At 73.5% G+C, this 25,630-nt stretch carries 28 protein-coding genes, 3 tRNA genes and 2 pseudogenes; 16 read left to right on the top strand and 17 right to left on the bottom strand.

Annotated elements, in window-relative coordinates:
* Positions 1 to 27: 27 nt before the first annotated feature.
* The 8 genes from ET471_RS18020 to ET471_RS08390 form a co-directional block, all read right to left on the bottom strand.
* Positions 28 to 201 (bottom strand): hypothetical protein, encoded by a 174-nt coding sequence (locus tag ET471_RS18020; RefSeq protein WP_165350456.1) that lies wholly within the window; start codon positions 199 to 201, stop codon positions 28 to 30.
* A 38-nt stretch (positions 202 to 239) separates the two neighbouring features.
* Positions 240 to 686: a single-stranded DNA-binding protein gene (locus ET471_RS08360; protein ID WP_129187559.1), complete on the bottom strand. Its 447-nt coding sequence runs from the start codon at positions 684 to 686 to the stop codon at positions 240 to 242.
* Positions 687 to 703: 17 nt separating this feature from the next.
* Positions 704 to 976, bottom strand: coding sequence for a hypothetical protein (locus ET471_RS08365; protein ID WP_129187560.1), 273 nt, complete (start codon positions 974 to 976; stop codon positions 704 to 706).
* A gap of 151 nt (positions 977 to 1,127) precedes the next feature.
* Positions 1,128 to 2,135, bottom strand: coding sequence for a phage recombination protein Bet (gene bet / locus ET471_RS08370; protein WP_129187561.1), 1,008 nt, complete (start codon positions 2,133 to 2,135; stop codon positions 1,128 to 1,130).
* A 2-nt stretch (positions 2,136 to 2,137) separates the two neighbouring features.
* A complete protein-coding gene (locus tag ET471_RS08375) occupies positions 2,138 to 3,040 on the bottom strand; it encodes a YqaJ viral recombinase family protein (protein WP_129187562.1) in 903 nt (300 codons plus the stop codon).
* Positions 3,040 to 3,372 (bottom strand): helix-turn-helix domain-containing protein, encoded by a 333-nt coding sequence (locus ET471_RS08380; RefSeq protein ID WP_129187563.1) that lies wholly within the window; start codon positions 3,370 to 3,372, stop codon positions 3,040 to 3,042. The genes ET471_RS08375 and ET471_RS08380 overlap by 1 nt, the downstream gene beginning before the upstream one ends.
* A complete protein-coding gene (locus tag ET471_RS08385; RefSeq protein WP_129187564.1) occupies positions 3,369 to 3,839 on the bottom strand; it encodes a hypothetical protein in 471 nt (156 codons plus the stop codon). The genes ET471_RS08380 and ET471_RS08385 overlap by 4 nt, the downstream gene beginning before the upstream one ends.
* A gap of 90 nt (positions 3,840 to 3,929) precedes the next feature.
* Entirely contained in the window at positions 3,930 to 4,130 is a 201-nt protein-coding gene (locus ET471_RS08390; RefSeq protein ID WP_129187565.1) for a hypothetical protein, read from the bottom strand.
* A gap of 257 nt (positions 4,131 to 4,387) precedes the next feature.
* On the opposite strand from ET471_RS08390, the gene ET471_RS08395 reads away from it, so the two are divergent.
* Positions 4,388 to 4,792: a hypothetical protein gene (locus tag ET471_RS08395; protein ID WP_129187566.1), complete on the top strand. Its 405-nt coding sequence runs from the start codon at positions 4,388 to 4,390 to the stop codon at positions 4,790 to 4,792.
* Positions 4,793 to 4,868: 76 nt separating this feature from the next.
* Here ET471_RS08395 and ET471_RS08400 read toward each other — a convergent pair whose 3' ends face one another.
* Complete coding sequence (locus tag ET471_RS08400; protein ID WP_129187567.1) at positions 4,869 to 6,200, bottom strand: tyrosine-type recombinase/integrase; 1,332 nt, start codon at positions 6,198 to 6,200, stop codon at positions 4,869 to 4,871.
* A 325-nt stretch (positions 6,201 to 6,525) separates the two neighbouring features.
* Between ET471_RS08400 and ET471_RS08410 the strand changes: the two genes are divergently transcribed.
* The 5 genes from ET471_RS08410 to ET471_RS08430 all read left to right on the top strand — a co-directional run bounded on the left by ET471_RS08410 (position 6,526) and on the right by ET471_RS08430 (position 7,936).
* Positions 6,526 to 6,598 (top strand) — tRNA-Thr (locus ET471_RS08410).
* A 67-nt stretch (positions 6,599 to 6,665) separates the two neighbouring features.
* A tRNA-Met gene (locus ET471_RS08415) sits at positions 6,666 to 6,742 on the top strand.
* 103 nt (positions 6,743 to 6,845) lie between these two features.
* On the top strand, positions 6,846 to 7,016 hold the full coding sequence (gene rpmG / locus ET471_RS08420; protein ID WP_129187568.1) for a 50S ribosomal protein L33: 171 nt from the start codon (positions 6,846 to 6,848) through the stop codon (positions 7,014 to 7,016).
* A gap of 27 nt (positions 7,017 to 7,043) precedes the next feature.
* Complete coding sequence (locus ET471_RS08425) at positions 7,044 to 7,502, top strand: FAS1-like dehydratase domain-containing protein (RefSeq protein WP_129187569.1); 459 nt, start codon at positions 7,044 to 7,046, stop codon at positions 7,500 to 7,502.
* Complete coding sequence (locus ET471_RS08430) at positions 7,499 to 7,936, top strand: MaoC/PaaZ C-terminal domain-containing protein (protein WP_129187570.1); 438 nt, start codon at positions 7,499 to 7,501, stop codon at positions 7,934 to 7,936. The genes ET471_RS08425 and ET471_RS08430 overlap by 4 nt, the downstream gene beginning before the upstream one ends.
* Positions 7,937 to 7,967: 31 nt before the next feature.
* Here ET471_RS08430 and ET471_RS08435 read toward each other — a convergent pair.
* Positions 7,968 to 9,115 (bottom strand): annotated as a pseudogene (locus tag ET471_RS08435) (LacI family DNA-binding transcriptional regulator).
* 218 nt (positions 9,116 to 9,333) lie between these two features.
* Here ET471_RS08435 and ET471_RS08440 point away from each other — a divergent pair.
* Entirely contained in the window at positions 9,334 to 10,506 is a 1,173-nt protein-coding gene (locus ET471_RS08440) for a UDP-N-acetylmuramate dehydrogenase (protein WP_129187571.1), read from the top strand.
* Between the two features lie 4 nt (positions 10,507 to 10,510).
* Here ET471_RS08440 and ET471_RS08445 read toward each other — a convergent pair whose 3' ends face one another.
* From ET471_RS08445 to ET471_RS08475, 7 genes are all read right to left on the bottom strand, one after another.
* On the bottom strand, positions 10,511 to 11,479 hold the full coding sequence (locus ET471_RS08445) for a L,D-transpeptidase family protein (RefSeq protein WP_129187572.1): 969 nt from the start codon (positions 11,477 to 11,479) through the stop codon (positions 10,511 to 10,513).
* A 205-nt stretch (positions 11,480 to 11,684) separates the two neighbouring features.
* Positions 11,685 to 11,897 carry a hypothetical protein gene (locus ET471_RS08450; protein WP_129187573.1) on the bottom strand — a complete coding sequence of 71 codons (213 nt, stop codon included), beginning with the start codon at positions 11,895 to 11,897 and terminating at the stop codon, positions 11,685 to 11,687.
* The gene (locus tag ET471_RS08455) at positions 11,894 to 12,916 is read right to left on the bottom strand and encodes an adenosine deaminase (RefSeq protein ID WP_129187574.1); all 1,023 of its coding nucleotides are present in this window, start codon (positions 12,914 to 12,916) and stop codon (positions 11,894 to 11,896) included. Before ET471_RS08455 ends, ET471_RS08450 begins: the two co-directional genes overlap by 4 nt.
* A 114-nt stretch (positions 12,917 to 13,030) precedes the next feature.
* Positions 13,031 to 13,651, bottom strand: coding sequence for a response regulator (locus ET471_RS08460; RefSeq protein ID WP_129187575.1), 621 nt, complete (start codon positions 13,649 to 13,651; stop codon positions 13,031 to 13,033).
* Positions 13,648 to 14,907, bottom strand: coding sequence for a sensor histidine kinase (locus ET471_RS08465; RefSeq protein WP_129187576.1), 1,260 nt, complete (start codon positions 14,905 to 14,907; stop codon positions 13,648 to 13,650). Before ET471_RS08465 ends, ET471_RS08460 begins: the two co-directional genes overlap by 4 nt.
* Before the next feature lie 133 nt (positions 14,908 to 15,040).
* Positions 15,041 to 15,892: an ABC transporter permease gene (locus ET471_RS08470; protein ID WP_129187577.1), complete on the bottom strand. Its 852-nt coding sequence runs from the start codon at positions 15,890 to 15,892 to the stop codon at positions 15,041 to 15,043.
* Entirely contained in the window at positions 15,889 to 16,794 is a 906-nt protein-coding gene (locus ET471_RS08475; RefSeq protein ID WP_129187578.1) for an ABC transporter ATP-binding protein, read from the bottom strand. Before ET471_RS08475 ends, ET471_RS08470 begins: the two co-directional genes overlap by 4 nt.
* A gap of 189 nt (positions 16,795 to 16,983) precedes the next feature.
* On the opposite strand from ET471_RS08475, the gene ET471_RS08480 reads away from it, so the two are divergent.
* The 9 genes and pseudogenes from ET471_RS08480 to ET471_RS18965 form a co-directional block, all read left to right on the top strand.
* Positions 16,984 to 17,059 (top strand) — tRNA-Trp (locus tag ET471_RS08480).
* Between the two features lie 91 nt (positions 17,060 to 17,150).
* Positions 17,151 to 17,411, top strand: coding sequence for a preprotein translocase subunit SecE (gene secE, locus ET471_RS08485; RefSeq protein WP_129187579.1), 261 nt, complete (start codon positions 17,151 to 17,153; stop codon positions 17,409 to 17,411).
* Between the two features lie 50 nt (positions 17,412 to 17,461).
* Entirely contained in the window at positions 17,462 to 18,274 is an 813-nt protein-coding gene (nusG, locus tag ET471_RS08490; protein ID WP_129187580.1) for a transcription termination/antitermination protein NusG, read from the top strand.
* A 101-nt stretch (positions 18,275 to 18,375) separates the two neighbouring features.
* A complete protein-coding gene (rplK, locus tag ET471_RS08495; protein ID WP_129187581.1) occupies positions 18,376 to 18,807 on the top strand; it encodes a 50S ribosomal protein L11 in 432 nt (143 codons plus the stop codon).
* A 77-nt stretch (positions 18,808 to 18,884) separates the two neighbouring features.
* A complete protein-coding gene (gene rplA, locus ET471_RS08500) occupies positions 18,885 to 19,601 on the top strand; it encodes a 50S ribosomal protein L1 (RefSeq protein WP_129187582.1) in 717 nt (238 codons plus the stop codon).
* Between the two features lie 304 nt (positions 19,602 to 19,905).
* The gene (locus ET471_RS08505; RefSeq protein WP_242496476.1) at positions 19,906 to 20,559 is read left to right on the top strand and encodes an RNA polymerase sigma factor; all 654 of its coding nucleotides are present in this window, start codon (positions 19,906 to 19,908) and stop codon (positions 20,557 to 20,559) included.
* Positions 20,547 to 21,047 (top strand): hypothetical protein, encoded by a 501-nt coding sequence (locus ET471_RS08510; protein ID WP_129187584.1) that lies wholly within the window; start codon positions 20,547 to 20,549, stop codon positions 21,045 to 21,047. The genes ET471_RS08505 and ET471_RS08510 overlap by 13 nt, the downstream gene beginning before the upstream one ends.
* Complete coding sequence (locus ET471_RS08515) at positions 21,044 to 22,945, top strand: S8/S53 family peptidase (RefSeq protein WP_129187585.1); 1,902 nt, start codon at positions 21,044 to 21,046, stop codon at positions 22,943 to 22,945. The genes ET471_RS08510 and ET471_RS08515 overlap by 4 nt, the downstream gene beginning before the upstream one ends.
* Positions 22,946 to 23,433: 488 nt before the next feature.
* Positions 23,434 to 25,509 (top strand): annotated as a pseudogene (locus ET471_RS18965) (CHAT domain-containing protein); the annotation flags it as partial.
* Positions 25,510 to 25,630: the final 121 nt, after the last annotated feature.

Raw genomic sequence — 25,630 nt, forward strand, 5'->3', positions numbered from 1 at the left:
CTGCTGGTCGGGAGGTGGTTGGCGCGGTCACTTCGTACCGTCCGCAGTCGGCGGGATAACGACGACGAGCGCACGCGGGTGCTTCGCCTGGACGTGCTGGTGGAAGTCGTTCCGGGCGCGGGCCTCGGTGAAGCCGTGGAACTGCGCGCCGCACCCCGTGCAGGTGTACGTGTAGGGCGCGATCTGGATCGTGTCGGTCATGGTCAGAACGGCGGCTCGTCGTTGAACTGGCCGCCGCCCTACGGGCGCCCGTCCGTCGCCCACGGGTCGTCCTGCTGCCGTCCACCGCCGCGCTGCTGGCGCTGCCCGCCACCGTCCTGCCGCTGCGCGCGTGTCACCTTCGCCGTCGCGTACCTCAGCGCCGGCCCGACCTCGTCCACCTGCATCTCGACGACGGTGCGCTTCTCACCCTGCTGCGTCTCGTACGAACGCTGCGTCAGACGTCCCTGCACGATCACGCGCATGCCCTTGCTCAGGGACTCGGCGACGTTCTCCGCCGCCTCGCGCCACACCGAGCACCGCAGGAACAGCGCGTCGCCGTCGCGCCACTCGTTCGCGTTCTTGTCGAACGTGCGAGGGGTCGACGCGACGGTGAACGACGCGACACCAGCACCCGAGCTCGTAAAGCGCAGCTCCGGGTCAGCGGTCAGGTTGCCGACGACCGTGACGACGGTCTCTCCAGCCATGGTGATTCCTTCCGGGGTCAGTCCTGCATGGCCGCGCACCGGGCGGCCTGCAAGGTCGGGGTGTCGCCGTGGGCGGCGACGATCTGGGGGAGCAGCGCGGTCGCCTCAGCGATCAGCGCCGCGGTCTCGGTACGGGCCTGACGGCGCAGGGCGGTGCGGGTCTCCTCGACCCGGGCCCGGCGCCGCTCAGCCGCCGCCTCGATGAGGTCGTGCTCGGTGCGGGCGAGGACGACAGCCGCGCGGCGATTCCGCTCGACCATCCGCCCGTACTCGATGGGTGTGGGCGCCATCGGGATCACTCGGAGCACCCGCAGTAGGTGTTGCGGCACCGCTCGCCGTCACGCGCGCTGCCGAGGCAGACGGTCGTGGTGTGCATGCAGCAGCCGCAGTCCTCGCAGCGTGTGCCGTGGCAGTCGCCGTCGTCGTGCGGGTACTTGCCCATCACGACGCCGCCGTCTGCGGCTCGCGCCCACCGAACACGTCCTCGGGCAGGTCGACCTGCTCCGGTGCCGTCGGCGGGTTCTCGAGCCGCATGACGACCGCGATCGCCTCGTCCTCCGTGAGGTCGTTCGCGCCGGTGATCTCGCGCCCGGTGACGTCCTCAGCGAGGGTCAGCATGGCGTTCTTCGTCAGGCCCTCCCGCTTCATCAGGCGGGTGATGGCGGCCTTCTGCGCCGGGGTGATCGGGTGCTCGATGACCTCGGCGTCGACGATCTCCTCGCCCTGCGCGGCCGGGTGCGCGGCCACCGCAGCTGCGAGCTTCGACGACCCCGACCGCGGGTTCCCCTGGGCAGGCGCCGGCGTCGGCGAGGCCTGCACGTGCGGCGCCTGGACGTTGTCCGCCTGCCCCATCTCCTCGGCGGTGTAGATGCCGGACAGGTCCTGCGGGAACGCCTTGCGCAGCGACAGCGCCTCGGCGCACTTCGCGAGCTGGCCGGACCCCATACGACCCCACATGCTGTTCGGGCCGCCGTCACGGTTCGTCTGCACGTACTCGCGCCACAGCGCGATCGCGGAGAACCGCTTCCCGTTGCGCAGCACCGTCACCTTCGCCGCTGCCGGCGGCTGCTGCGACAGCCACACGTCCTTCCACTCGCCGTCCTCGCCGCACCAGACGGTGTCCTCGTACTCGAGGGTCTCCCCGCGGGAGTCGACGACTCGGCGGGCGATGAGCCGGTACCCGTCGATGCCCGTCTGGATGGTGTACTTCGTCTCCCACTGGTTCGTGCGAGGGTTCTTCTGGTTGCGGCCGATCATGTAGATCTGTCGGGCGAACGGGTCCAGGCCCGTCCTGGTCGACTGGTGGAAGAACACGGCCAGGTCGGCGTTCGACGCATCCTGCACGCCAAGCTGCCGCAGGGCGCCGATCTGCTTGTCGGTGAAGAACGTCTGCCCGTCCGCGATGGCAAGGTCCGATGACGGGCCACGGGTGGTGATCTCGGTAGACATGCTCACTCCTTCGGTTCGATGGACTTCGCGACCCCGACCAGGGAGACGCTGGTCTTGTTGCCCTGCCGCCTCGCGACGACCTGCCCGCCGTACACGGCGAGGCGGGTGTCTCCCATCGCGTCGAGCACCGCCGACTTCGCGGCCCGCTCCGCGGCCTCTGCCGCCTTCTTCGCGGCCTGCGCGTCGACGAACGCGCGTGCCATGTCCTCGGGGATCTCCACCTGCGAGTCGGCCTCGATGTCCGGGTGGAGCCGCTTGAGCGTGTCGAACGTCGCGACGTGGTCGTCGAGCGGCGGTGCCGCCTGCTCGTCGAGGGTGGACAGGTAGAACTCGTACGCGATCCGCGCGAGCGCCTTCGCGGTGTCCGGGTCGTAGTCGATGACGTACTCGCGGAAGTCGAGGCGGGTCGTCAGCAGGGCGATGTACGCGCGCTGAGCCCCGGTGACATGCATCTGCCACTGCAGCTGGGCGGCGTAGTACGCGGGCACCTCGTCGGTGCCCGGCACCCCCCACTCGTCGTCGTTGCGGGACGTCTTCGCGTCCATGACGACGGCAGGTGCACGCCCGTCGCGCGGGCGCTGCACCGTCCAGGCTGCCGCATCCGGTGTCGCAGCAGCCCACGCCCCGAGCTCGGCGAACCACTGGCGGCGGACCCGCTTGAGTTCCGGGTGCCGGTCCTGCCACCACGAGATGAGGCCGTCTTCGAGGTAGTGGCCGCGGCTCTTGACGTCGGTGTTCTTCCCGTCGTCGGACGGGACGTCGCCGCGCATCTTGTGCCAGATGGACCGGGGCGACTCCCACGGGGACAGGCCGAGGATCGCGGCCGCCTTGGACGCGGTGAAGATCCGCGCCCACGCGTCGGTGCCCGGCTTCGGGGGGACCGGGCGGGTGTCGATGGCGGTCATCACGCCCCCTCGCCGATCTGCTTCGCGAGGAACGCCACGAGCTCGGAGGTGGCGGCGTTGTGGCCGTCGGTGTAGCCCTTGCGGTACTCGGACGCCGTGTCCTGCGGCTGCCGCCCGAGCAGTGCACCGAGCGTGACCCCCAGCACGTCGGCCAGGTCGAGAGCCTCAGTGACCTCGACCTTCCGTCGCCCGTTGAGGACCTTGTAGACGGTGGTCTGGTGCCACTTGTGCCCGCGCTCCTGCATGGCCTTCGCCACCCAGTCCTGGGAGTGCCCGGATCGGTCGACGATCCGCGCGAGGTTCGCCCGCAGGGCGTCACGGATGCCCTTCACTGGAGGGCGCCCGTCTTGATGATGCGGGCGAGGAGTGCGAGCCCGGAGCCGATGAGGCCCCACCCGACGACGGCCTGACCGACCGTGCCGGCGGGCATGGACAGCAGGGCGATGAACCCGCCAGCGAGGCAGGCCATGATGACGGCGCCGACGATGGCAACCCCGGCACCGTGGGCGGACGCGTACCCCTCGGCGATGGCGCCGTCGGCAGGCAGCACGGAGTCGAGCTCGGCGTTCGGGGCGACGAACGACGCCGGCGCGATGACCGGCCAGTCCTCGTAGTAGGCGCCGGGGTTCTCGTCGGCCCAGGCACTGAACTCGCGGTCGTGCTCGTCGCACAGGCTCGCGGACAGGTCGACGTCGTAGGCGACGCCGACGGCGGTCTCGCAGACGAGGCACGTCGGCTCAGGCTCGGGGCGGTGCCGGGCTTCCTCCTGGCGGGAAAGCCAGGTCTCGTACGTGGTCATTCGATACACTCCGGGGCTAGTGGTGGGCCGTCATCCCGACTTGATCTGTGGTGGATCTGGGGTGGCGGCCCGCTGCTGTGGGTGGGTGAGTCAGGCGTCGACGAGGGAGTCGCGGTACTCGACCGGCGACGTGGTGATCGCGTACTTCGACCGCAGCGCCAGGTCGGGGTTGTGCCGCTTGGCCTTGATGCGGCCCGCGAAGATGAGGTCGCGCACGCCCTGTGGGGACAGGCCCACGGCGGCGGCGAACTCCTGGACGGACCAGATGACCTTGTCGGTCTCCAGTGCCATGGGTGGCCTCCTGTGTGGCTGAACTTGACCGAATCTCTCGGTGCTCCAACACGCACAATGATGCCACCGACACTCGGTAACGTCCAGTAAGAGGGGAGTCGAACATCGAACTTCACCCCGTCGGCAGCGCACCGACGCGAGGCAAGGGGGTTCCGACACGCCACAACAGGGGCCTACGGTGCTCGTGTACCCGTATCTCCGAGCAGGTGACACGATGAGCGCAACTGGAGTAACCGAATGAAACTGAGGGACCACCCATGTCCGAGGGCATCGACCGCACCCCCGCAGAGCTGAGGGCCATCGAGGCCGTCCGGACCGCGATCAGCGAACGCGACTTCACGCCGACGGCGGCCGCGCAGGCAGCCGGCCTGGCGGACGTCACCGTGCTCGACTTCCTGCGGGGGAAGAAGTGGCCTCGCGCGAAGTCCCTGTCCCGCCTTGAGCAGTGGCTTGGCTGGCCGGTCGGGGCGATCAACCGGATCGTCGACGGGGGCAAGATCCCCAACGCATCTGAGGCCGTGTCGACGGACGGCCAACTCCAGCTGCCGCTGAAGGCCGGCGACTACACCGACCTGGCTCCGGGCGAGCTCACAGAGGCGCTGACCGCGGCTGCGGCGACGTTCATGGAGCGGGTGCGGTCGATCCGCACGAGCAAGCAGTAGGAGACGACGAAGAGGGCCCCGAACCATTAACTCTCGGTTAATGGTTCGGGGCCCTCTTCGTTCACTGGGCGGTACGTCAGGCGGCCTCGGTGCCGTCGGTCAGCAGCAGACTCGACGACTTCGCCAACGCCGCCCGCTTCATCTCCTGGTTCGCGTGCATGTACCCGCGGCTCGTGACGATCGACGAGTGACCCATGATCGCCTTGATGACCTCCGGGTCGACACCAGCCTCAAGGAGCAGGTTCGCGGTCGTGTGCCGCATCTCGTGGACCAGGTACGCACGGCCGGCGTCGTGCTCGATGTCGAGCGCCTCGAGGATGGCGTACCAGGCATCACGGTCCCGGGTCGAGCTCTGCGGCCGCACCCGGGACTTGCCGGACGCAGTGACATGCGTGGAGGGCCACACGAGCCCCCAGGGGTTGGCGGGCGCGTTCGGCTTCCACTCGCGCAGCGCGGCTTCCATCCACGGGGTGAGCGGGATGATGCGCCACCCCGCTTGCGACTTGGGCCGCACGAGGTGCTGGGCCAGGTGCAGTTGGCGCGCCTCATACCCGTCCGGGACGCGGAACGCGCGGGCGGGGCACCCGGACGGCTTGCGCCCGCACGACGGGCTGTCGTCGCCTCCGTCGCAGCCGTGCTCGTAGGGCAGGGCCTGCAGCTGCCAGTCGACGTCGAGGACGCCCTTGTCGAAGTCGACGCGGTCCCACGTCAGGCCGAGGCACTCGCCCTGCCGCATCCCGTTGAGGAGGGCGGCGACCCAGCGTGACCCGCCGGCGAGGGTGGACGCGTGGGCGAGGATCCGCTTCGCCTCCTCGTTGGGGATCGCGTCCCGGTCGGACACGGCGAGCTTCGGGGCCTTGGTCAGGAAGACGCGCTGCGGCACGAGGTGGCCTTCGGCGACGGCGGAGCGCAGCATCCGCAGCAGGCAGCCCTGGACGCCGGACGCGGTGGTGGTGGAGCGGCCGCCCGCGGTCACAGCGCGGGTCACGTCCCGGACGTCGGCAGGGGTGAGGTCGGTCAAGCGCCGGGTGCCGATCGTGGGGATGATCCAGTGCCGCACGAACGACGCGTCGGTGGAGTAGTACTTCGGGCGGGCATGCTTCCTGTGCTCGGCGAGCCAGTCGGCGGACCACGCCTTGATGGTGGTCCCGGCGCGAACACCCTCGGTAGGTGTGCCGTGCGTCTCGATTTCGCGTCGTTTCGTCGCGAGCTTCCTCTTGACGGCGGTGTAGCCGCCGCACTTCTCGCCGCGGCAGCCGCCCTTGCAGGTGCACTTGGCGGACACGGTGATGCGCCGTTGCGTGCCACGGATGGTGGTGCCGGCGCCGATCGCACCCATCCAGCGGTGGTCGGAGGAGCGCTGGTAGATGCTGCCTGTCCCGTACTCGACCCGGCGTTCCTTCGTCATGAGACCTCCTGCGGTGTCAGCAATCCATGCAGCAGTCTCACCGTACTTATTTGCCTGATCGGTGGCAACCTCACCGAGCGATCTAGCGTCAGTGCTGGTCGAAGATGCGGTAACGTTTGACTGTAAATCAGACGCGAAAGCTTCGGGGGTTCGAATCCCTCACCTGGCACCAGTGCGAAGGGTCCGGCCCGACGGTCGGGCCCTTCGCCGTGGGGGAGCCTCCACACCCGGTCCACGGGGCGGACGAGGCGCCCGTCACAGCCGCCAGGCGCGTGACGGAGCCGATTTCGCAGCCCGCCGGATCGCGTGTAGAGTCTCTCCCGCTGCCCCGATAGCTCAGTCGGCAGAGCATCTCCATGGTAAGGAGAAGGTCAAGGGTTCAATTCCCTTTCGGGGCTCTGTGATCACGACGCGGGGCCGCCATCCGGAATGACGGACGGTGGCCTCGCGTTAAGTCACGTTTGTGGCGGGGTAGCTCAGCTGGTCAGAGCGCACGACTCATAATCGTGAGGTCGCGGGTTCGAGCCCCGCCCTCGCTACCACTTCAGTTCCATGGGCCTCGTGGCCCGACGGCACGACCACCGGCGTCGTGGCCGACTCCGATTTGCACGTGGCGTCTTCCGGGGGCGCGAGAGGTGACTCACCATGGCTGCCAAGAGCGCTGACGTCCGTCCGAAGATCACGCTCGCCTGCGTGGACTGCAAGGAGCGGAACTACATCACCAAGAAGAACCGCCGCAACAACCCGGACCGCCTGGAGCTGGCGAAGTTCTGCCCGCGTTGCGGCAAGCACACGGCGCACCGCGAGACCCGCTGACCCAGCGGCGCACGCGCACAACAGAACATGACTGACACGCTGCCTGACACCGGCTTCGCCGGTCGCGAGTACCCCGCCACCGCCCCGTACCAGGTCGGCCGGGAGAAGCTCCGAGAGTTCGCGGCGGCCGTCGGTGCCCGGCACCCCGCCCACCTCGACCCCGAGGTGGCGCGGGGTCTCGGCTATCCGGACGTCGTCGCGCCGGCCACGTTCGCCGTCGTGGTCGCGCAGGCCGCCGAGGCGCAGTACGTCCAGGACCCGGCCGCCCGCATCGACTTCTCGCGCGTCGTCCACGCCGACGAGCGCTTCACGCACCACCGACCGATCGTCGCCGGCGACGAGCTCGTGACGGTGCTGCACGTGGACGCCGTCACCCACCGTGCAGGCATCGCCATGGTGACCACCCGCTGCGAGATCCGCACCGTCGCGGGCGAGCCGGTCTCCACCGTGACCTCGACCCTCGCGGTCCGTGGGGAGGGCAAGTGAGCACCCCGTCGTTCGAGGACCTCGCCGTCGGCGACGTCGTCGCCACCGCGACCCTGCACTTCGACCGGCCGCGCCTGGTGCGCTACGCCGGGGCCAGCGGCGACTTCAACCGCATCCACTGGGACGAGGCGTTCGCCACGGGCGTCGGCCTCCCGGACGTCATCGTGCACGGCATGCTCACGATGGGCTCGGCCGTCGGCGTCGTCGAGGAGTGGGCCGGCGACCCGGGCCGCGTCGTCGACTACCAGACGCGCTTCACGCGCCCGATCCCGGTGCCGGCCGCCGACGTCGTCGCCGTCGAGGTCTCGGCCGCCGTCGGCGCGCTGGACGCCGAGGCGCGCACCGCGCGCATCGACCTGACGGTCATGCACGAGGGCGCCCGCGTGCTGGGCAAGGCCCAGGCGGTCGTCCGCCTCGAGAAGCACGGCCTCTAGGACACACCGACCCGGGGCCGGTGCCACGCGCTCACGCGCGCGGTGCCGGCCCCGTCGTCGTCCCCGGGACGAGGCTCACCGGCAGCGTCTGGACGGTGGGCTCGTCGCCGGCCAGCAGCCCGACGACGGCGCGGCCGAGCGCCGCGCCCTTCTCGCGCAGCGGCTGGCTGACGCTCGTGAGGACGTCGGGGACAGCCACGGCAGGTCCAGACCGTCGAAGCCCGCGATCGAGACGTCCTCGGGGACGCGCAGCCCCAGCTCGCGGGCCGCGATGACGGCGCCGGCCGCGAGCAGGTCGGAGTGGGCGAAGATCGCCGTCGGGCGCTCCGAGTCGGGCACCCACTGGCCGAGGATCTCCGTCGCGGCGTCACGCCCGTGCTCCACGAGCGAGGCGGGCGTCTCCCACGTGATGACGGGCTCGACGACGTCGCGCACGCCCGCGAGGCGGTTGCGGGCCGGGGTGCGGTCGGCGCGGGCGAGCCGCGTCTCGTCGACGGGCCCGGAGCGCTCGCCGCGCCCGAACGGCAGCGCGATCTCCGCGATGCGCGTGTGCCCGAGGTCGCGCAGGTGGCGGACCGCCTCGGCGGCCCCGGCCCGGTCGTCGATGCGCACGAGCGGGGCGCCGTCGATCGCGTGGCCCTCCCCGACGACGATGCGCACGCCGCGGCGCTGGAGCGCGGCGACGTTGGGGTCGTCGGTCACGACGCCCCACACGAGGACGGCGACGTCCATCGCCGCGGACTCGACGAGCGGGTCGACGGGAGCGACGCGAGGGGCGTCGCCGGCGGGGATATCGGGTGCGTCGCCGTGCCCGGCGGCGTCGGTGCACGGGGCGTTCGCCGCGGGGCGGATCCCCGGCACGAGCAGCACGCCGAGCCGCTGCTCGCCGAGCACCTCCATGAGGCCGTCGAGCACCTTGACGGACACGGGGTCGCGGAACGCGCGCCCGGGGTTGTCGCCGATGACGACGCCGACGATGCCGGAGCGCCCCGAGCGCAGCTGGCGGCCCAGCGGGTTGGGGCCGGCGTAGCCGAGCTCGGCGGCGGCGGCGAGCACGCGGTCGCGCGTCTCGGGCGTGATGGGGCCGGCGCCGGAGAAGGCGAGCGAGGCCGTCGACACGGACACCCCGGCGCGCTCGGCGACCCTCGCGAGCGTGGGGCGGCCTGCGGGTCGGGCCATCGTGTCTCCTGTCGTCGTGGCGGCTCGTCGTGCGGCGCGTCCGGCTGCGTCCGGCTGCGGGCGGGGCTGTCGGCGGGGCTGCCGGCGGGGACGAGCGTGCCGCGAGCCTACCCGGGGCGTGCCGACCAGGCACGAAACGATTTGAGGTGGCCCACGACGTGGCGCGCGCCGTCGCAGCCCGCCGCCGGTGGGCGGGCGCGGGTGGCTACGCTGGGCGCGTGAGCATCTCCACCGCAGCACCGTCCCTGGCCGAGCTGACGACCCTGCGGGTGGGCGGCCCCGCGGACGCCTACGTCGAGGCGACCACCGAGGCCGAGCTCATCGACACGCTCCGTGCGGCCGACGACGCCGGGGCCCCGGTGCTCGTGGTCGGCAGCGGGTCCAACCTGCTCGTGGCCGACGAGGGGTTCGGCGGTGTCGTCGTGCGCGACGCGCGCTCAGGGTTCGCGCTGGACTCCGAGGACTCCTGTGGCGGGGCGAGCGTCACCGCCGTCGGCGGGCAGGACTGGGACGACCTCGTGGCGGCCGCCGTGGAGCACGGCTGGGTGGGCGTCGAGGCGCTGTCCGGCATCCCCGGCACCGTGGGGGCCGCGCCCGTGCAGAACATCGGCGCGTACGGGCAGGAGGTGGCCGGGGCGCTGTCGACCGTCCGCACCTGGGACCGGCTGCGCGGCCGGGTGCGCACCTTCGCCGTCGGCGAGCTCGCGCTCGGCTACCGCGCGTCGCTGCTCAAGCAGTCGATGCGCGGCGCGCCCACGGCCGACGACCCGCAGGCGCCCTGGTACCCGACGCCGCGGTACGTCGTGCTCGACGTGACCTTCCAGATGCGGCTCGGCACGCACTCCGCCCCGGTCGGCTACGCCGAGCTCGCGAAGCGGCTCGGCGTCGAGGTGGGCGAGCGGGCCTCGTCGGCCGCGCTGCGCGAGGCCGTGCTCGAGCTGCGGGCCGGCAAGGGCATGCTCCAGGACGGCCGGTTCGGCTCCGCCCCGGGCGCCGACCACGACCGCTGGTCGGCCGGGTCCTTCTTCACCAACCCGATCGTGCACGTCGACCACGCCGACCTGCTGCCGCCCGACGCCCCGCGCTACCCCGTCCGCTCGGCGGTCCCGATGACGACGACGGGCCCCAGCCTCGGCGCGGTCGACCCCACCCTGGTCAAGACGTCGGCGGCGTGGCTCATCGACCACGCCGGCTTCGGCAAGGGCTACGGCGTCGCCGGCCCGCACAGCGCCGCGACGCTGTCCACCAAGCACACGCTCGCCCTGACCAACCGCGGGGGAGCGAGCGCCGACGACGTCGTCGCCCTCGCCCGCACCGTCCGCGACGGCGTGCTGGACGCGTACGGGATCGCGCTCGAGCCCGAGCCGGTGCTGGTCGGCGTCTCGCTGTAGCGGCTCAGTAGACGAGCACGGGCGTGCCGATCGGCATGCCCCACGTGTCCCAGAGCCAGTTCATGGCGCCGTTGCTCACGCGCACGCAGCCGTGCGACGCGGGGTAGGGCGGGATCGACCCCGAGCCGTGCACGGCGATCGCGCCGTTGAAGTACTTGGGCCGCCACATGTCGCCGAGCTCCAGGGTGGAGGCGTGCATGCCGTTCTCCTGCGACGTCACCTTGAACGTGCCGCGGTTCGTCACGGCCCGGTAGCTGCGGCCCTTCGCCTCGAACGTCTTCCCGTTGCCGGACGAGGCGTTGATGATGCGCACCACGTGCCCGTCCTCGACGGCGAGCAGGATCTGCCGGTCGATGTCGATCTCCACGACCTTGCCCGACGACGAGCGCGCCTGCGACCGGAACCCCTCGTCCAGCAGCTGCTGCGTCTTCGGCCCGACGACGCCGTCGCGGCGCAGGCCCGCCGCCTTCTGGAACGCCCACACGGCCTGCTGGGTGCCGGAGCCGTAGTCGCCGTCGGCCTTGACGAAGCCGTAGCCGAGCTCCTGGAGCCGCTGCTGGAGGGCGAGCACCTCGGGGCCCGACGACCCGCGCTGCGGGTACGACGGGGCGGGCGGATCGGTAGGGGTCGGGGTGGGCGTGGGCTCGGCCGGGGGTGCCTCGGTGGCGGGTGCCTCGGCCGGGGGTGCGGACGCGTCGGCGGGAGGCGGAGAGGCCTCCGGCGGCGCGGACGCCTCGGCCGGCGTGGTCGCGGACGCTCTCGGCGTCGGGTCCGACGGCGTGGGCGCCGGGCTGGGGGTGGCGCTCGGCGTCGCGGACGCGGGCGCGCTCGGACCGGCCTCCGGCTGCTCCGCGGCCTGTCCCGGCCACGCGCACGCCGCGAGGGCCAGGGCGAGCAGCGGCGCGAGCGCCTTGCCCCGCCGGGCGCGACGCGACGCCCCGGCGCCCTTGCTGTGCTTCTCCCGGTCCGTCATGCCCGTCGCCCTCCTCGTTCCGGTGCGACCGCGCACACCGGGCGTTCAGCCTGCCCGACTCGCCGCGCCGTCGCAGTGCGTGGCACGCATCGTCACGCAGTCGTGATCTCCACCGTCCCACGTCGTCCGTGCGTGGGTGCTCGGTACCTAGAACGTCCCAGGGGGCGGAAACGTTGTCCGGTGCTGGGCGTCGCCCCGGCCCCGGCTACCGACCGTCGGCCGGGGGCTTGTGGCCGATGCCGGCCGGCTCGGGGGCGGATGCCTCCGAGGCCCTCGGGGCTCCGGACGGACGGTCGTGCGAGTCCCCGCGCCCCAGGGCCACCCCGACCACGAGCGCCAGCGACACGACGCCGCACAGGAACGCGACGACGAGCCACACGACGTCGACCGTGGGCCAACGTCGCTCGCCATGCCTCATGCCGGCGCATCCAACCAGGTGTCCACCCCGGCGAGCATCCGCGTCTTGCTGGCTGCCGACGCGCGCGACGCCCGGATCGAGCCGCGCGCCAGGTCGGCGAGCCCGGCGTCGTCGAACCCGTGCACCGTGCGCGCCGCCTCGTACTGGTCCACGAGCCGCGACCCGAACAGCAGCGGGTCGTCCGCCCCGAGCGCCACCGTCGCCCCGGCGTCCACGAGCGTGCGCAGGGGCACCGCCGCGGCGTCCGCGTACACGCCCAGGCCCACGTTCGACGCCGGGCACACCTCCAGCGCGATGCCGCGCGCGACGACGTCGGCGAGCACCGCCGGGTCCTCGCTCGCCCGGACGCCGTGGCCCAGCCGGTCGGGGCGCAGCTCGTCGACGAGCACGCTCACGTGGTCCGCGCCGAGCAGCTCGCCGCCGTGCGGGACGGCCGCCAGCCCGGCGTCGCGCGCGATGCGGAACGCGGGCGCGAAGGCGTCCGTGCGCCCCGACCGCTCGTCGTTGCTCAGCCCGAACCCGACCACCTCGCCCGGCCCCTCTCCCGCGTACCGGGCAGCCAGGCGCGCCAGCGTCCGCGCGTCCAGCGGGTGCCGGATCCGCGACGCCGCGACGACGACGGCCACCTCCAGGCTGTGCTCGGCGCTCGCGGCCTTCGCGGCGTCGAGCACGATCTCGACGGCCGGTGTGATGCCCCCGACGAACGGCGCGTACGACGTCGGGTCCACCTGGAGCTCGAGCCGCACCGACCCCTCGGCGGCGTCGGCCGCGGCGGCCTCGTCGACGATGCGGCGCATGTCGGCCTCGGACCGCACGCAGGCGCGCGCGGCGTCGTACAGCCGCTGGAACCGGAACCAGCCGCGCTGCGTGGCGGGCACGCGCAGCGGGTCGCCGTCGAGCAGCGCGGCAGGCACCCGGATCCCGCGCGCGGCGGCCAGGTCGCGCAGGGAAGGCACGCTCAGCGACCCGGTGAAGTGCAGGTGCAGGTGCGCCTTGGGCAGCCGGGCAAGGTCACGCATCGCCCGAGTCTCGCACCCTGCCACCCGATCGGAACGTGCCGTCGCGATCGGAGCGTGCGGTCCGCCGCACGCTCCGATCCGAGACACACGTTCCGATCGCCCGTGCCGAGCCGGTCACGCCAGCCAGCCCCGGCGCCGCGCCTCCGTCACCGCCCCCGTGCGGTCGTCGGCGCCGAGCTTCGCGAACGCCCGCAGCAGGTGCGTCTTGACCGTCGCCTCCGCGATGAACAGCCGGCGGCCCACCTCCGCGTTCGAGCAGCCCTCCGCGACCAGCCCGAGCACCTCCGCCTCGCGCGGCGTCAGCCGCTCGGCCGACGTGCGCACCGACCCCACGAGCCGCGTCGCGACCGTCGGCGCCAGCACCGTCTGCCCCTGCGCCGCCGCGCGGATCCCGCGCACCAGCGCGTCCCGCGGCGTGTCCTTGAGCAGGTACCCGGTCGCCCCGGCCTCGACCGCACGCAGGATGTCCGCGTCCGTGTCGTAGGTGGTCAGCACGAGCACGCGCGGCCCCGTCCCGGCGATCGCCGTCGTCGCGCCGACGCCGTCGAGCCCCGGCATGCGCAGGTCCATGAGCACGACGTCGGGGGCCAGCGCCGCGGCCAGCCGCACGGCCTCGTGACCGTCGCCGGCCTCGCCCACCACCTCGAGGTCCGGCTCGACCGCGAGCATGCCCACCAGGCCCGAGCGCACCACCGGGTGGTCGTCCACCACGAGCACCCGCACGACGCCGCTCACGGCGCGCCCCGCCCGGGCACCCGGCCCGCGGCCTGTGCCGGGGACGCGTCCGCCTCGCGCGCCGGAGACGCACCGAGGCCCCGCGCCGGCAGCAGCACGGTGAGCACCGTCCCGCCGTCGCCGCCGGACGTGACGGCGAGCGTGCCGCCGACGGCGACGACCCGGTCGCGCATGCCGCGCAGCCCGTACCCCTCGGGGGCGCCGGGCGGGATGCCGGCGCCGTCGTCGACCACCTCGAGCCGCACACGCTCGGCGCCGCCGCCGTCGAGCGTCAGCCACACCGCCGACGCCCCCGCGTGCCGGCGCACGTTGGTCAGCGCCTCCTGCGCGGCCCGCAGCAGCACCACCTCGTCACCCGCCGCGAGGGGTCCGACGTCGCCGGCCTCGACCACCGCGCGCAGGCCCGTCTCCGCCGCCCAGCGCTCCGCAAGCCGCCGCAGCGCGTCGACCAGCGACGCGCCCTGGAGCGGGACCGGCGCGAACGCCGCCACCAGGGCGCGCGCCTCCGCGAGGTTGTCGCGCGCCGTCGTCTCCATCGTGGCCAGGCGCTCGCGGACGACGTCGTCGGCGCCGCGGTCCAGCGCGACGGACGCGACCTGGGCCTGCGTGACCACGCTCATGAACCCCTGCGCGAGCGTGTCGTGGATCTCGCGCGCGAGCCGCTCCCGCTCGGCCGCGACGCCCGCGGCGTGCTGGGTCGCCGCGAGCTCCGCCTGCGCGGCCCGCAGCGTGTCCACGAGCGCCGCGTACTCCGCGGACTGCCGCATCGTGCGTGCCACCCAGAGCCCCAGCCCGACGGCGAACGCGAGCGTCACCAGGAACTGTGGCGCCAGGTCGGTCAGCGTGGGAGCCGTCCAGCCCTGCGACCCCCAGATGGCCAGGAACGTGCCGACCGTGAGCACCACGACGACGGCGACGCCCTCGCGTCGTCGCTCGCTGAGCATCCACGCGTGCGCGAAGGCGACGAACAGCAGCAGCGACGCCAGCTCGCCCTGGGCCGTCGCGACGGTCAGCCCGACGACCAGGACCGCCAGGTACGCCCACCGGGCCGCGGGGTCGCGCCGGCGCGCCGCCCGGGCGCCGAGCAGCGCGTACGCCACGGCGATCGCCGCGACGCAGACGAGCTGCACCGTCAGGGCCCGCCCCCACGATCCGTCGAACACGAGCGACAGCGCGACGAGCCCGAGGCTCACGTAGAACGCGACGTCCCACCACACGACGAGCCGGTCCCAGTCGGTCAGCGGACCGCCCGGCACCGACCCGTCCGCCCAGAGGGGCGGCTCCGCTGCGCCTCCGGGATCAGCCGTGCCCGTTGCGGCTGAGCCCTGCGGCTCCGCTGCGGGCGAGTGCCTCGTGCCTCGGCCCTCACCCTCCGCTGCGCCTCCGGGATCAGCCGTCGTCACGACGCCGCCAGCGGAACGTGCGCACCCCGACCACCAGCCCGACCACCAGCCATGCGACCAGGATCGCAGCCGTCAGGCCGTGCTGCCACGACCCCGACACCTCGAGCAGCCTCGCCTCGTCGGGCAGGAACACCGAGCGCATGCCCTGGGCGGTCCACTTGAGCGGGAACACCGACGCGACGGTCTGCATCCACGTCGGCAGGCTGAAGAACGCGAAGAACACGCCCGAGACGAACTGGAGCACCAGCACGACCGAGGTGACGACGGGGGCCGCCGAGCGCCCCGAGCGCGGCACCGACGAGAACGCGACGCCCAGCACCGCCCCGGTCGCCGTCGAGAGCAGGAACACCCACGCGAACGTCGCCCACGCGGAGGCCGTCGTCGGCAGCGGCACGTCGAACCCGTAGTGCGCGAGCGCGAGCAGCGCCGCGACCTGCACGACCGACACGGCGAGGATCTGCCCGACCTTGCCCAGGAAGTAGGCCGCGGCCGGCACGGGCGTGGCCCGCAGCCGCTTGAGCGTGCCGTCGTCGCGCTCGAGGGCCACGGAGACGGCCAGCGACTGGAAGCTCGTGAGCATGAGGCCCGTGGCGAGCATGCCGGGCAGGAAGTACTGCGCGAAGCCGACGGAGACCTCCCCGCCGCCGGTCTGGGCCACCTGCTGGTCCGCCCCGAAGACGCTCGCGAAGATCGCGAACATCACCACGGGGTAGGCCAGGATGAAGATCACCGCGTCGCGTTCGCGCAGGAACGCGCGCAGCTCGACGCCGGCGCGCACGAGGGCCAGCGGCAGGAGTCCCGGCAGGCGCGGGGCGGTGACGACGGTGGCGGTGCTCATGACGGGTCCTCCGGACGGGTGCGGATGAGGTCGAGGTAGACGTCCTCGAGGCTGGGCCGGGTGACGGTCAGGCCGTCGATCTCGCGGCCGGTCCCGGCCGCCGCGGCGAGCCGGGCGACGAGCGCCGTCGGCGTCGTCGTGCGCTCCGTGCGGGGCTGGCCGTCGTCGTACCAGCGGACGACGGGCGTGCGGGCCCCGGGCCCGCCGAGCGTCTCCGGCGTGCCGACGGCGACGACGCGCCCGGCGTTGACCACGGCGGCACGGTCGGCGAGCTGCGCCGCCTCGTCGAGGTAGTGGGTGGTGAGCAGGACGGTCGTGCCGTCGTCGCGCAGCGACCGCACGAGGTCCCAGAACGCGCGCCGTGCCTCGGGGTCGAAGCCCGTGGTGGGCTCGTCGAGGAAGAGCAGCTCGGGGCGCCCGACGATGCCGAGGGCGACGTCGAGACGACGCCGCTGGCCGCCCGAGAGCGTGCGCACGCGCTTCCCGGCCTTCTCCTCGAGCCCGACGGCGGCGATCACCTCGGCGGGGTCGCGGGGCGCGGGGTAGTAGCGCGCGGTGGCGCGGACCGTCTCCGCGACCGTGAGCTCCGTGAGGTCGCGCGCCTCCTGCAGGACGACGCCGAGACGCGCCCGCCAGTCCCGGCCCGCCGTGGCGGGGTCCTGACCGAGGACGCTCACCTCGCCGTCGTCGCGCGACCGGAAGCCCTCGAGGATCTCGACGGTGGTGGTCTTGCCGGCCCCGTTGGGGCCCAGGACGGCGAAGATCTCGCCGCGTGCGACGTCGAGGTCGACGCCGTCGAGCGCCTGGTGGGTGCCGTACCGCTTGCGCAGGCCGCGCACGCGGAGGGCCGCGGTGGACCCCGTGCGGGTGCCGGCCGCGGCCGGGAGAGCTGTCGTCGTCATGCCTCCACCGTGCCCGGCAGGGCACCTCGCGCGGGACGACCCGACGGTGGGACCTGGCGTCCACCGAACGGTGGACCGGGGACGTGGTTCGACCCATCCCTCCCCGTCGCGTACAGTTGTCGCTCGGTGGTAGACGGCCACGATGCTCGACCACGCCCTAGGGCGGTGTCAGCAGGCTGTCGAGCTCCAAGGGTAGTGGCGCAATTGGCAGCGCAGCGGTCTCCAAAACCGCAGGTTGCAGGTTCGAGTCCTGTCTACCCTGCCAGGGGTCTATGACCCGGAACGTCAAGGTGTCAGTGCCGCCCAGCGTCGCCGGCAGGCGACACGGGCGCCGTCGGAAGTGCGAGGTTGGGCCAGTGAGCGAGTCGACCGAAGCCGTTGCGTCTGGTGGCGCGCCGGCGAGCAAGAAGGCCGAGCCGTCGCGCAAGGGCGTCTTCGCGCGCATCGCGCTGTTCGTGCGCCAGGTGGTCGCCGAGCTCAAGAAGGTCGTCTCGCCGACCCGTCAGGAGCTGTTCACCTACACGGGTGTCGTGCTCGTCTTCGTCGCCATCGTGATGGCGTTCGTCGGGCTGCTGGACTACCTCATCGGGCTGGGCGTCTTCCACCTGCTCGGCTGACCGACGCCACCTCGCACCACCCACACCGCTAGCCGAAAGCAGGTTCGTTCGTGTCCCAGGAGCCTCTGGACCAGGAGAACGTCGACGCCGTGGAGCCTGTCGAGGCCACGGCCGACCTCGGCGCGCCCGCGGACGAGACCGCCGCCGACGTCGTCGAGGCCTCCGAGGACGCCGGCGACATCGCCGACGAGACGGACGACATCGCCGACGAGGCGGACGTCGAGGGTGACGAGACCGAGGGCGAGGTCGAGGAGGACCCGGCCGAGGAGTTCAAGCGCACCCTGCGCTCGCAGCTCGGCGACTGGTACGTCATCCACTCCTACGCGGGCTACGAGAACCGTGTGAAGGCCAACCTGGAGAACCGCATCCAGAGCCTGAACATGGAGGACTACATCTTCCAGATCGAGGTCCCCATGGAGGAGGTGACCGAGATCAAGAACGCGCAGAAGAAGACCGTCCGCCGCGTCCGCATCCCCGGTTACGTCCTCGTGCGCATGGACCTCACGGACGAGTCGTGGGGCGCCGTGCGTCACACGCCGGGCGTCACGGGCTTCGTCGGCCACACGCACCAGCCGGTGCCGCTGACGCTCGACGAGGTCTTCTCGATGCTCGCGCCCGTCATGGTCGAGGCGCCGGCTGCCGCGGGCAAGTCCACCGGGGCTGCCGCGAAGGCCAAGGCTGCCGCGGTCGTCGTGGACTTCGAGGTCGGCGAGTCGGTCACCGTCACGGACGGCCCGTTCGACACGCTGCCCGCCACGATCTCCGAGATCAACGTCGAGGCCCAGAAGCTCAAGGTCCTCGTCTCCATCTTCGGCCGGGAGACCCCGGTCGAGCTGTCGTTCAACCAGGTCGCCAAGATCTGACCGCACGACGGCGCTGACAGCCCGCGGTCTTCCGCGGGCTTCGGCATGCAACCGGTTCATCGCCCACGGCGTCGGACCACGAACAAGAAAGGGGAAGGCCCATGCCTCCCAAGAAGAAGGTCGCCGGCCTCATCAAGCTCCAGATCAAGGCCGGTGCGGCCACGCCCGCCCCGCCGATCGGCCCCGCGCTCGGTCAGCACGGCGTGAACATCATGGAGTTCTGCAAGGCCTACAACGCGGCCACCGAGTCGCAGCGCGGCAACGTGGTGCCCGTCGAGATCACGGTGTACGAGGACCGCTCGTTCACCTTCATCACGAAGACGCCGCCGGCCGCCGAGCTCATCAAGAAGGCTGCAGGCGTCGCCAAGGGCTCCGCCACGCCGCACACCGTCAAGGTCGCCAAGCTGACCGCGGACCAGGTCCGCGAGATCGCCACGACCAAGATGGAGGACCTCAACGCGAACGACATCGACGCCGCGATGAAGATCGTCGCCGGCACCGCGCGTTCGATGGGCATCACCACCGAGCTCTGACCCTGAGCTCGATCTCTGTAACACCACCTGTGGCAGGGCCCGTCCGGCCCGCTACGACCACTCAAGGAGAAGCCATCATGGCGAAGCACAGCAAGGCCTACCGGGCCGTCGCGGAGAAGATCGACCGCGACTCGTTCTACGCCCCGCTCGACGCGGTGCGCCTGGCCAAGGAGACGTCCACCACCAAGTACGACGCCACCGTCGAGGTCGCGTTCCGTCTCGGTGTCGACCCGCGCAAGGCGGACCAGATGGTCCGCGGCACGGTCAACCTCCCCCACGGCACGGGCAAGACCGCCCGCGTCCTGGTGTTCGCGAACGGCCCGAAGGCCGCCGAGGCCGAGGCCGCCGGTGCGGACATCGTCGGTGGCGACGAGCTCATCGAGCGCGTGGCCGCGGGCTTCACGGACTTCGACTCGGCCGTCGCGACCCCGGACCTCATGGGCAAGGTCGGTCGTCTGGGCAAGGTGCTGGGCCCGCGCGGCCTCATGCCGAACCCGAAGACCGGCACCGTGACCATGGACGTCACCAAGGCCGTCACCGAGATCAAGGGCGGCAAGATCGAGTTCCGCGTCGACAAGCACGCGAACCTCCACTTCATCATCGGCAAGGTCTCGTTCGACGAGGCCAAGCTGGTGGAGAACTACGCCGCGGCCCTGGACGAGATCCTGCGTCTCAAGCCGTCGACGTCGAAGGGTCGCTACCTGACCAAGGCGACGATCTCGACGACGATGGGCCCGGGCATCCCGGTCGACCCGTCGCGCACGACGAAGCTCACGGAGGAGACCCCCGCCTGAGGCGGAGACGAAGCCTCATGCGGCCAGCAACCCGCCTGAGGCGGTTCCTCCTGACGAAGGCCCGCCCCGTCCATCTGGACGGGGCGGGCCTTCGCCGTTCCCGGAGGCGCTCCGAGCACATCCCGGAGATCGTGTATCAGACGGTCCTCGGACCGCTCCCTCCTCGTGACAGCAGCGGACCGACCTGGAGGGTGAAATGCGGACCGACCGGCACTCCACCCCTCTCGTCGACACACGGACCCCCCTAGGCTCGTCGCGACCGGGAGGGGGCCAGGGTGCACCGGCGATCTCGTTCGAGGAATGGATGACTGCAGACGACGTCGTGCCCGCCGACCTTCCCGAGGACGACGACAGCATCCCGGTACCCGAGACGCTCGGGGACCGGGCGGCGGTCGCGCTCCTGGAGTTCCGGGAGGGTCGCACCGCGGCGCTGACGGAGCTGGTCCGCGAGGCCACCCCGCTCCTGTGGCACACCGTGCGCGCCCAGGGCGTCGACCGCGACACCGCGGACGACGTCGTGCAGGGCGTCTGGGCGGCGCTGGTGCGGCACGCGCACACGATCGCGGAGCCGCACGCCGTGCTCAAGTGGCTGCTCGTCACGGCCCGCCGGGCGGCGTGGGAGTCCGTGCGCCGCGCGCGCGAGGACCAGCGGCGCCGTTCGGAGCTCCCGGACGACTCGCCGACGAGCACCTACGTGCTGCCCGCCCCCGAGCCCGGCCCGGACGCGCACGTGCTGCGCGACGAGCGCGACCGGGCCGTCTGGCGTGCCCTGGAGCGGCTCCCCGAGCGGTGCCAGGAGCTGCTGCGACTCGTCTCGCTCGCGAACCGTCCGGACTACCGGATGATCTCCGCGGCGATCGGCATGCCGGTGGGCAGCATCGGCGCCACCCGAGGGCGGTGTCTCGCGAAGCTGAGATCCGTCCTCCACGACATGGGGGAGGACCCATGGACAGCCTGACCTTCTCGCCGGACGCGCCGCTCGACGACGGCGACGTAGCCGTCCTCGCGTCGTTGGGGCGCGCGTTCGCGGAGCTCGACCCGGTCCCCGACGGTCTCGTGGAGCGGTCGCAGTTCGCGATGACGCTCGCGGCGCTGGAGGAAGAGGCTGCCGAGGTGATGGCCATGGCGCACGTCGAGGCGCTCGCGGGGGCGGTGCGTGGCGACACCGCGCCCGTCGAGGCGCGCACGATCACCTTCACGCACGAGTCGCTCACCGTGATGATCGCGCTCTCGCCGTCGGACGACGGGCGCGTGCGCGTGGACGGCTGGCTGGCGCCGGCGGCACCGCTCGTCGTCGAGCTCCGTCAGCCGGACGGCGACCAGTCCACGACGGCCGACGACGACGGCCGCTTCTCGTTCGACGCGGCCGACCGCGGCCCCGCGTCGCTGCTCATCCGGCTGGCCGACGAGGGTACGAAGGTGACGACCCCGGTGGTCGAGCTGTGAGCGGGGGCGAGCACCACGACCACCGGGGGTACGTCGCGGACCGGCGCGACCCGGACACGCCGCGCCGGCTCCAGTGGCGCACGCGCGCCCTGGACCCGACGACCGCGCGGCGGTCGGCGGGCCACGCGTCGCCGCAGCCCACGTGGTACGTGGGGGACCGCCTGCTGCTCGACGCCGCGGCCCCCGCGCCGGACGACGCGAAGGAGTGGCTGCGGCCGCTGAACCGCGTGGCGAAGCCGCTCGGCCTGCGCGTCGAGATCGAGCAGGAGACCTACGACGACCTGGAGCTGCTCGACGAGGCGGCGCAGGCCGGCGGGTTCGGCACCGAGCTCCGCGACCACCTGCGGCGCGTCATGGGCACGTCCGCCGTGCTCGTGCGCCGCTCGGAGGGCCAGCTCCCCGACGGCTGGGACCTGCTCGCCGCTGTGCGCGCGCTGCGCGACCAGTCGGCCGTCAACCCGGCCGCGCTGGGCGACCTGCCGGCACCGCACGCGGTCGCGCTCGACCACGTCATCGTCCCGGGCGCCATCGGCGGCGCCACGGGGGTCCAGCCGCAGCCCTTCACGGCGACGCAGCCCTTCATCGTCGGGCAGACCGCGACCATCGGGCACCCCGTCCTGGGGCAGACCGCCACGATCGGTCACCCGGCCACGATCGGGCACACCGCGACGATCGGCCACCCCGTGACGGGGCTGGCGGAGTACGCGGTGCAGGGCTGGGGTGGGCGCCAGCCCGTCGCCTGGACCGGCCCGGCGCCGCGGGGCACGATCCCGGCCGTCCCGGGCGACCCCTTCCGTGGTCCCGGCGAGCAGCGCCGCCCCGTGGTGGCCCTCATGGACACCGGGGTGGGGCCGCACCCGTGGTTCGGGCTCGAGGGGGAGAAGCGCCCGGCCCACGTCGCCTGGACGGAGGACGACCGGGCGCGCCCCGACGTCGTCGTCCGCCACCCGCGCGTGCTCGGGCGCCCCATGGGCCTGTGCCCCGACCCGGCGACGCGGTACGAGGACACCGAGATCGGGGGCGTGTCCATCGACCCGCTCACCGGGCCGCTCGACCCGGTCGCCGGGCACGGCACGTTCATGGCGGGCCTGGTGCACCAGGCGTGCCCCGACGCCGTCATCCTCGCCCCGCGCGTGTACGCGGGCTCGGGCGTCGTGCCGGAGCGGGACCTGCTGCGGTCCCTGCGCCGGCTCCTGCTCTGGCACCTGCTCGGGCTGGCCGGCGTGACCGGGTACAGCCCCGTCGACGTCGCGGTCCTCTCGCTCGGCTACTACCACGAGCGCCCCGAGGACGCCGCGTTCGACCTGCCGCTCGGCACCGTCGTCGACGAGCTGCGCCGCTGGGGCGTGCTGGTCGTGTGCTCGACGGGCAACGACGGCCAGGTGCGCGAGACCTATCCGGCCGCGTTCGCACCGCGCCTGGACCGACGCACGGAGCCGCCGACGCCGCGCGCGCCGCTCAGCCCGACCGAGCCGCCCGTCCTCGCCGTCGGGGCGCGCAACCCCGACGGGACGACGGCCCTGTTCAGCAACGACGGCGACTGGGTCACGTGCCTGCGCCCCGGCGCGTCGCTGATCAGCACGGCCCCGATCACGATCGACGGCGTGGTCGCCCCGACGCGGCACATGCCCGAGCTGTTCTCGCGCGGCGCGCGCGCCACGATCGACCCGGAGGGCTTCCAGGGCGGGTTCGCCGTGTGGAGCGGCACCTCGTTCGCGGCCCCGGTGCTCGCGGGCGAGCTCGCCGCGCTGCTGCTCGAGATCGGGATCCCCGCGCCGACCGCGCCGGTCGCGGGCGGCGACCCGGACCGGTGCCTGCGCGTGTGGCGTGCGGTGACCGCCGCGACGGGCCTGACGTACGAGCCGGCCGGGACGTCCCCGGGAGGCGCCGTCGGCTGACGCGAGCGGGTGAAAAACGGGGCCGGCATCGGGGAAAGCCCTCCCGGCGTCCGGGGGCTCCGTCGTACCCTCGGCTGGTGGTCCAGGCCATCGAGCACGCCCGGGCGCTCTACGAGACGGCCCACGCCGCCGACAACGCCGGACGCTTCTCCGACGCGCTCGACGGGTACCGCACCGTGGCCGAGGTCCTCGACGGCCCGGCCCTGGACGGACGGTCGCGCGACGCGTCGGCGCTGCTCGTGCGAGCGTGGCTCGGGCAGGCGCGGTGTCTCTACGAGCTGCACGGCGACAAGCCCGCGGCGTTCGCCCTGCTCGACGGCGCCGAGGAGCGCTGCGAGCGGGACGGTCTGCCCGACGACCTCCTGGCCGTCCAGGGGCAGCGGGGCCTCCTGCTGCTGCGCGCCGGCGACCTCGACGCCGCGATCGTCGCGCTGGACAAGGTGGCGCCCGGCCCGGACGCGGAGCTCACGCTCGACCTCGGCATCGTGATGCTCAACCGCGGCGCGTTCCACCTCGAGGCCGGCGACCCCGACGCCGCGGAGCCCGACCTGCTCCTGGCCGCCGAGGTCGCGGAGAAGACCGGGTACGCCCCGCTGCTCGCGGCCGCCCGGCACAACCTCGGCTGCGCGGCCTTCCGGAAGGGCGACCTGCCGCGCGCGCTGCGGGAGATGGGCCAGGTCGCGGGCGACCTCGACCAGGCCGTCACGGCCCTCGACCGCGGGCGCGTCCTGGCCGACGCCGGCCTGGTGACCGACGCCGCCGCCGCGCTGGCGGAGGCGGCCACGCTCGCCGGGTCGGACGCGCTCACCGCCGCCGAGGCGCAGCTCGAGCTCGCGCGCTGCCTGCTCGACCTGCGCCGGCACGAGGAGGCTGCCGCGGCCGCCGCCCGCGCCGCACGCACCTTCGAGCGCGCGGAGAACCCGGGCTGGGCGGCGCGGGCGCGCGTCATGGTGCTCGAGTCCGAGCTCGCCGCGGACCGCTTCACGCGGACGCGGGCCCGGGCGGAGACGCTGCGCGAGCGGGCCGCCCGCGCCGTCGAGCTGGCCGCCTACGGGGAGTCGGGTGGCCTCGTCGGCCGCCTGACGGTGGCGTACCCGTCGCTGCTCGCGGCCGCGGAGTGGTCGGTGCTCGCGGGCGACCTCGACGCGGCGCGCGCCCATCTGGGCCGCGTGCCCGCGACGCTCGACATGGCCCCGCTCACCCTGCGGCTCGCCCGGTCGGCCGTCGTCGCCCGCGTGGCCTTCGCGGAGGGCCGCCGGGCGGCGGGCCTGCGCGCGATCCGGCACGGCCAGACGGTCCTCGCCGAGCACCGCGGCCTGGGCTCCGTCGAGGCTGTCGCCGCGAGCGGCGTCCACTTCATGCACCTCAACCTCGTCGACACCCAGGCCGCCCTGGACACGGGCGACGCTGCCGCGCTCTTCGACGCGCTTGAGCGCGGCCGGGCCGCCGCGGCGGGCGCCGCCCGCCTGGTCCCGCCCGACGACGCGGTGCTCGCAGGGCTGCTCGAGCAGGCACGCGCCGAGCACCAGGCATCGCTCGCCCTCGGCCCGACGGGCGATCCCGACGGCCTGCGCCGCAAGCGCCAGCACCTCGTCCAGGCCCGCCGCTACGAGGCGGAGGCGCGCGAGCGGTCGTGGCAGATCGAGGGGGAGCGACGGCCCGTCGAGCCGACGACGGCGCGGGCCGTCCGCGCCGCGCTGCGCGACTCCGCCGCGGACGCGCGCCCGGTCGTCGTCTCCTTCGCCACGATCGGCGGCCACGCGATGGCGGTGCGCGTCGACGCCAGCGGGCCGTCGCTGCACGCGCTCGGGCGGCGCGGCCAGGTCATGGAGCTGACCCGGCGCGCGCGCGCCGACCTCGCCGTCCTCGCCAACCCCCTCATCCCGCGGGCGCTGGGCGACGCCGCGGGTGCGTCCCTCGCCCGGACGCTCGGCCGCCTCGACGAGCTGCTGCTCGCCCCGCTCGGCGTCGACGGGGACCTGCACGTCGTCGCGCGCGGCCGCCTGCTCACGCTGCCCTGGTCGGCCCTGCCGTCCCGCGCCGGCCTGCGCACCTGGGTGCGGGACCGGGTCGACCTCAGCCCCGGCCTCGTCGCGGCCGGCGCCGCACGGTCGGGCGGCGTGGTCGTCGTCGCCGGGCCCGGGACGGACGGCGGGTCCGACGAGGCGGAGGCCGTCGCCGGCGTGTGGCCGGGTGCCACGCTGCTCACCGGCCCGGGCGCGACGACGGCGGCGACGGCGGACGCGCTGCACGCCGCCTCTGTCGTGCACATCGCCGCGCACGGCGGCCACGCGGCGGACAACGCGATGTTCTCCACGCTGCGGCTCGCCGACGGCCCGCTGTTCGCCCACGAGCTCGACGGCATCGACCTCACGGGCGCCGTCGTCGTGCTCTCCGCGTGCGACCTCGGCCAGTCGACGTCCGACGTCGGGGGAGAGGAGCTCGGGTTCGCGAGCGTCCTGCTCCGCCACGGCGCCAGCGCGGTCGTCGCGGCCGTCGCCCCGCTGCGCGACGACGTCGCCGTCCGCGTCATGCCCCGGCTCCACGAGGGCCTGCGCGCCGGGTTGCCCCCGGCACGGCGCTCGCCGCCGCGACGGCGGGCGAGGCGCTGCCGGTGCCGCTGGTGTGCTTCGGCCCGCTCGTCGTGTGAGCCCGCCTGCCGTCTGAGCCCGCTCGTCGCACGAG

Source organism: Xylanimonas protaetiae (assembly GCF_004135385.1).
Classification (GTDB): domain Bacteria; phylum Actinomycetota; class Actinomycetes; order Actinomycetales; family Cellulomonadaceae; genus Xylanimonas; species Xylanimonas protaetiae.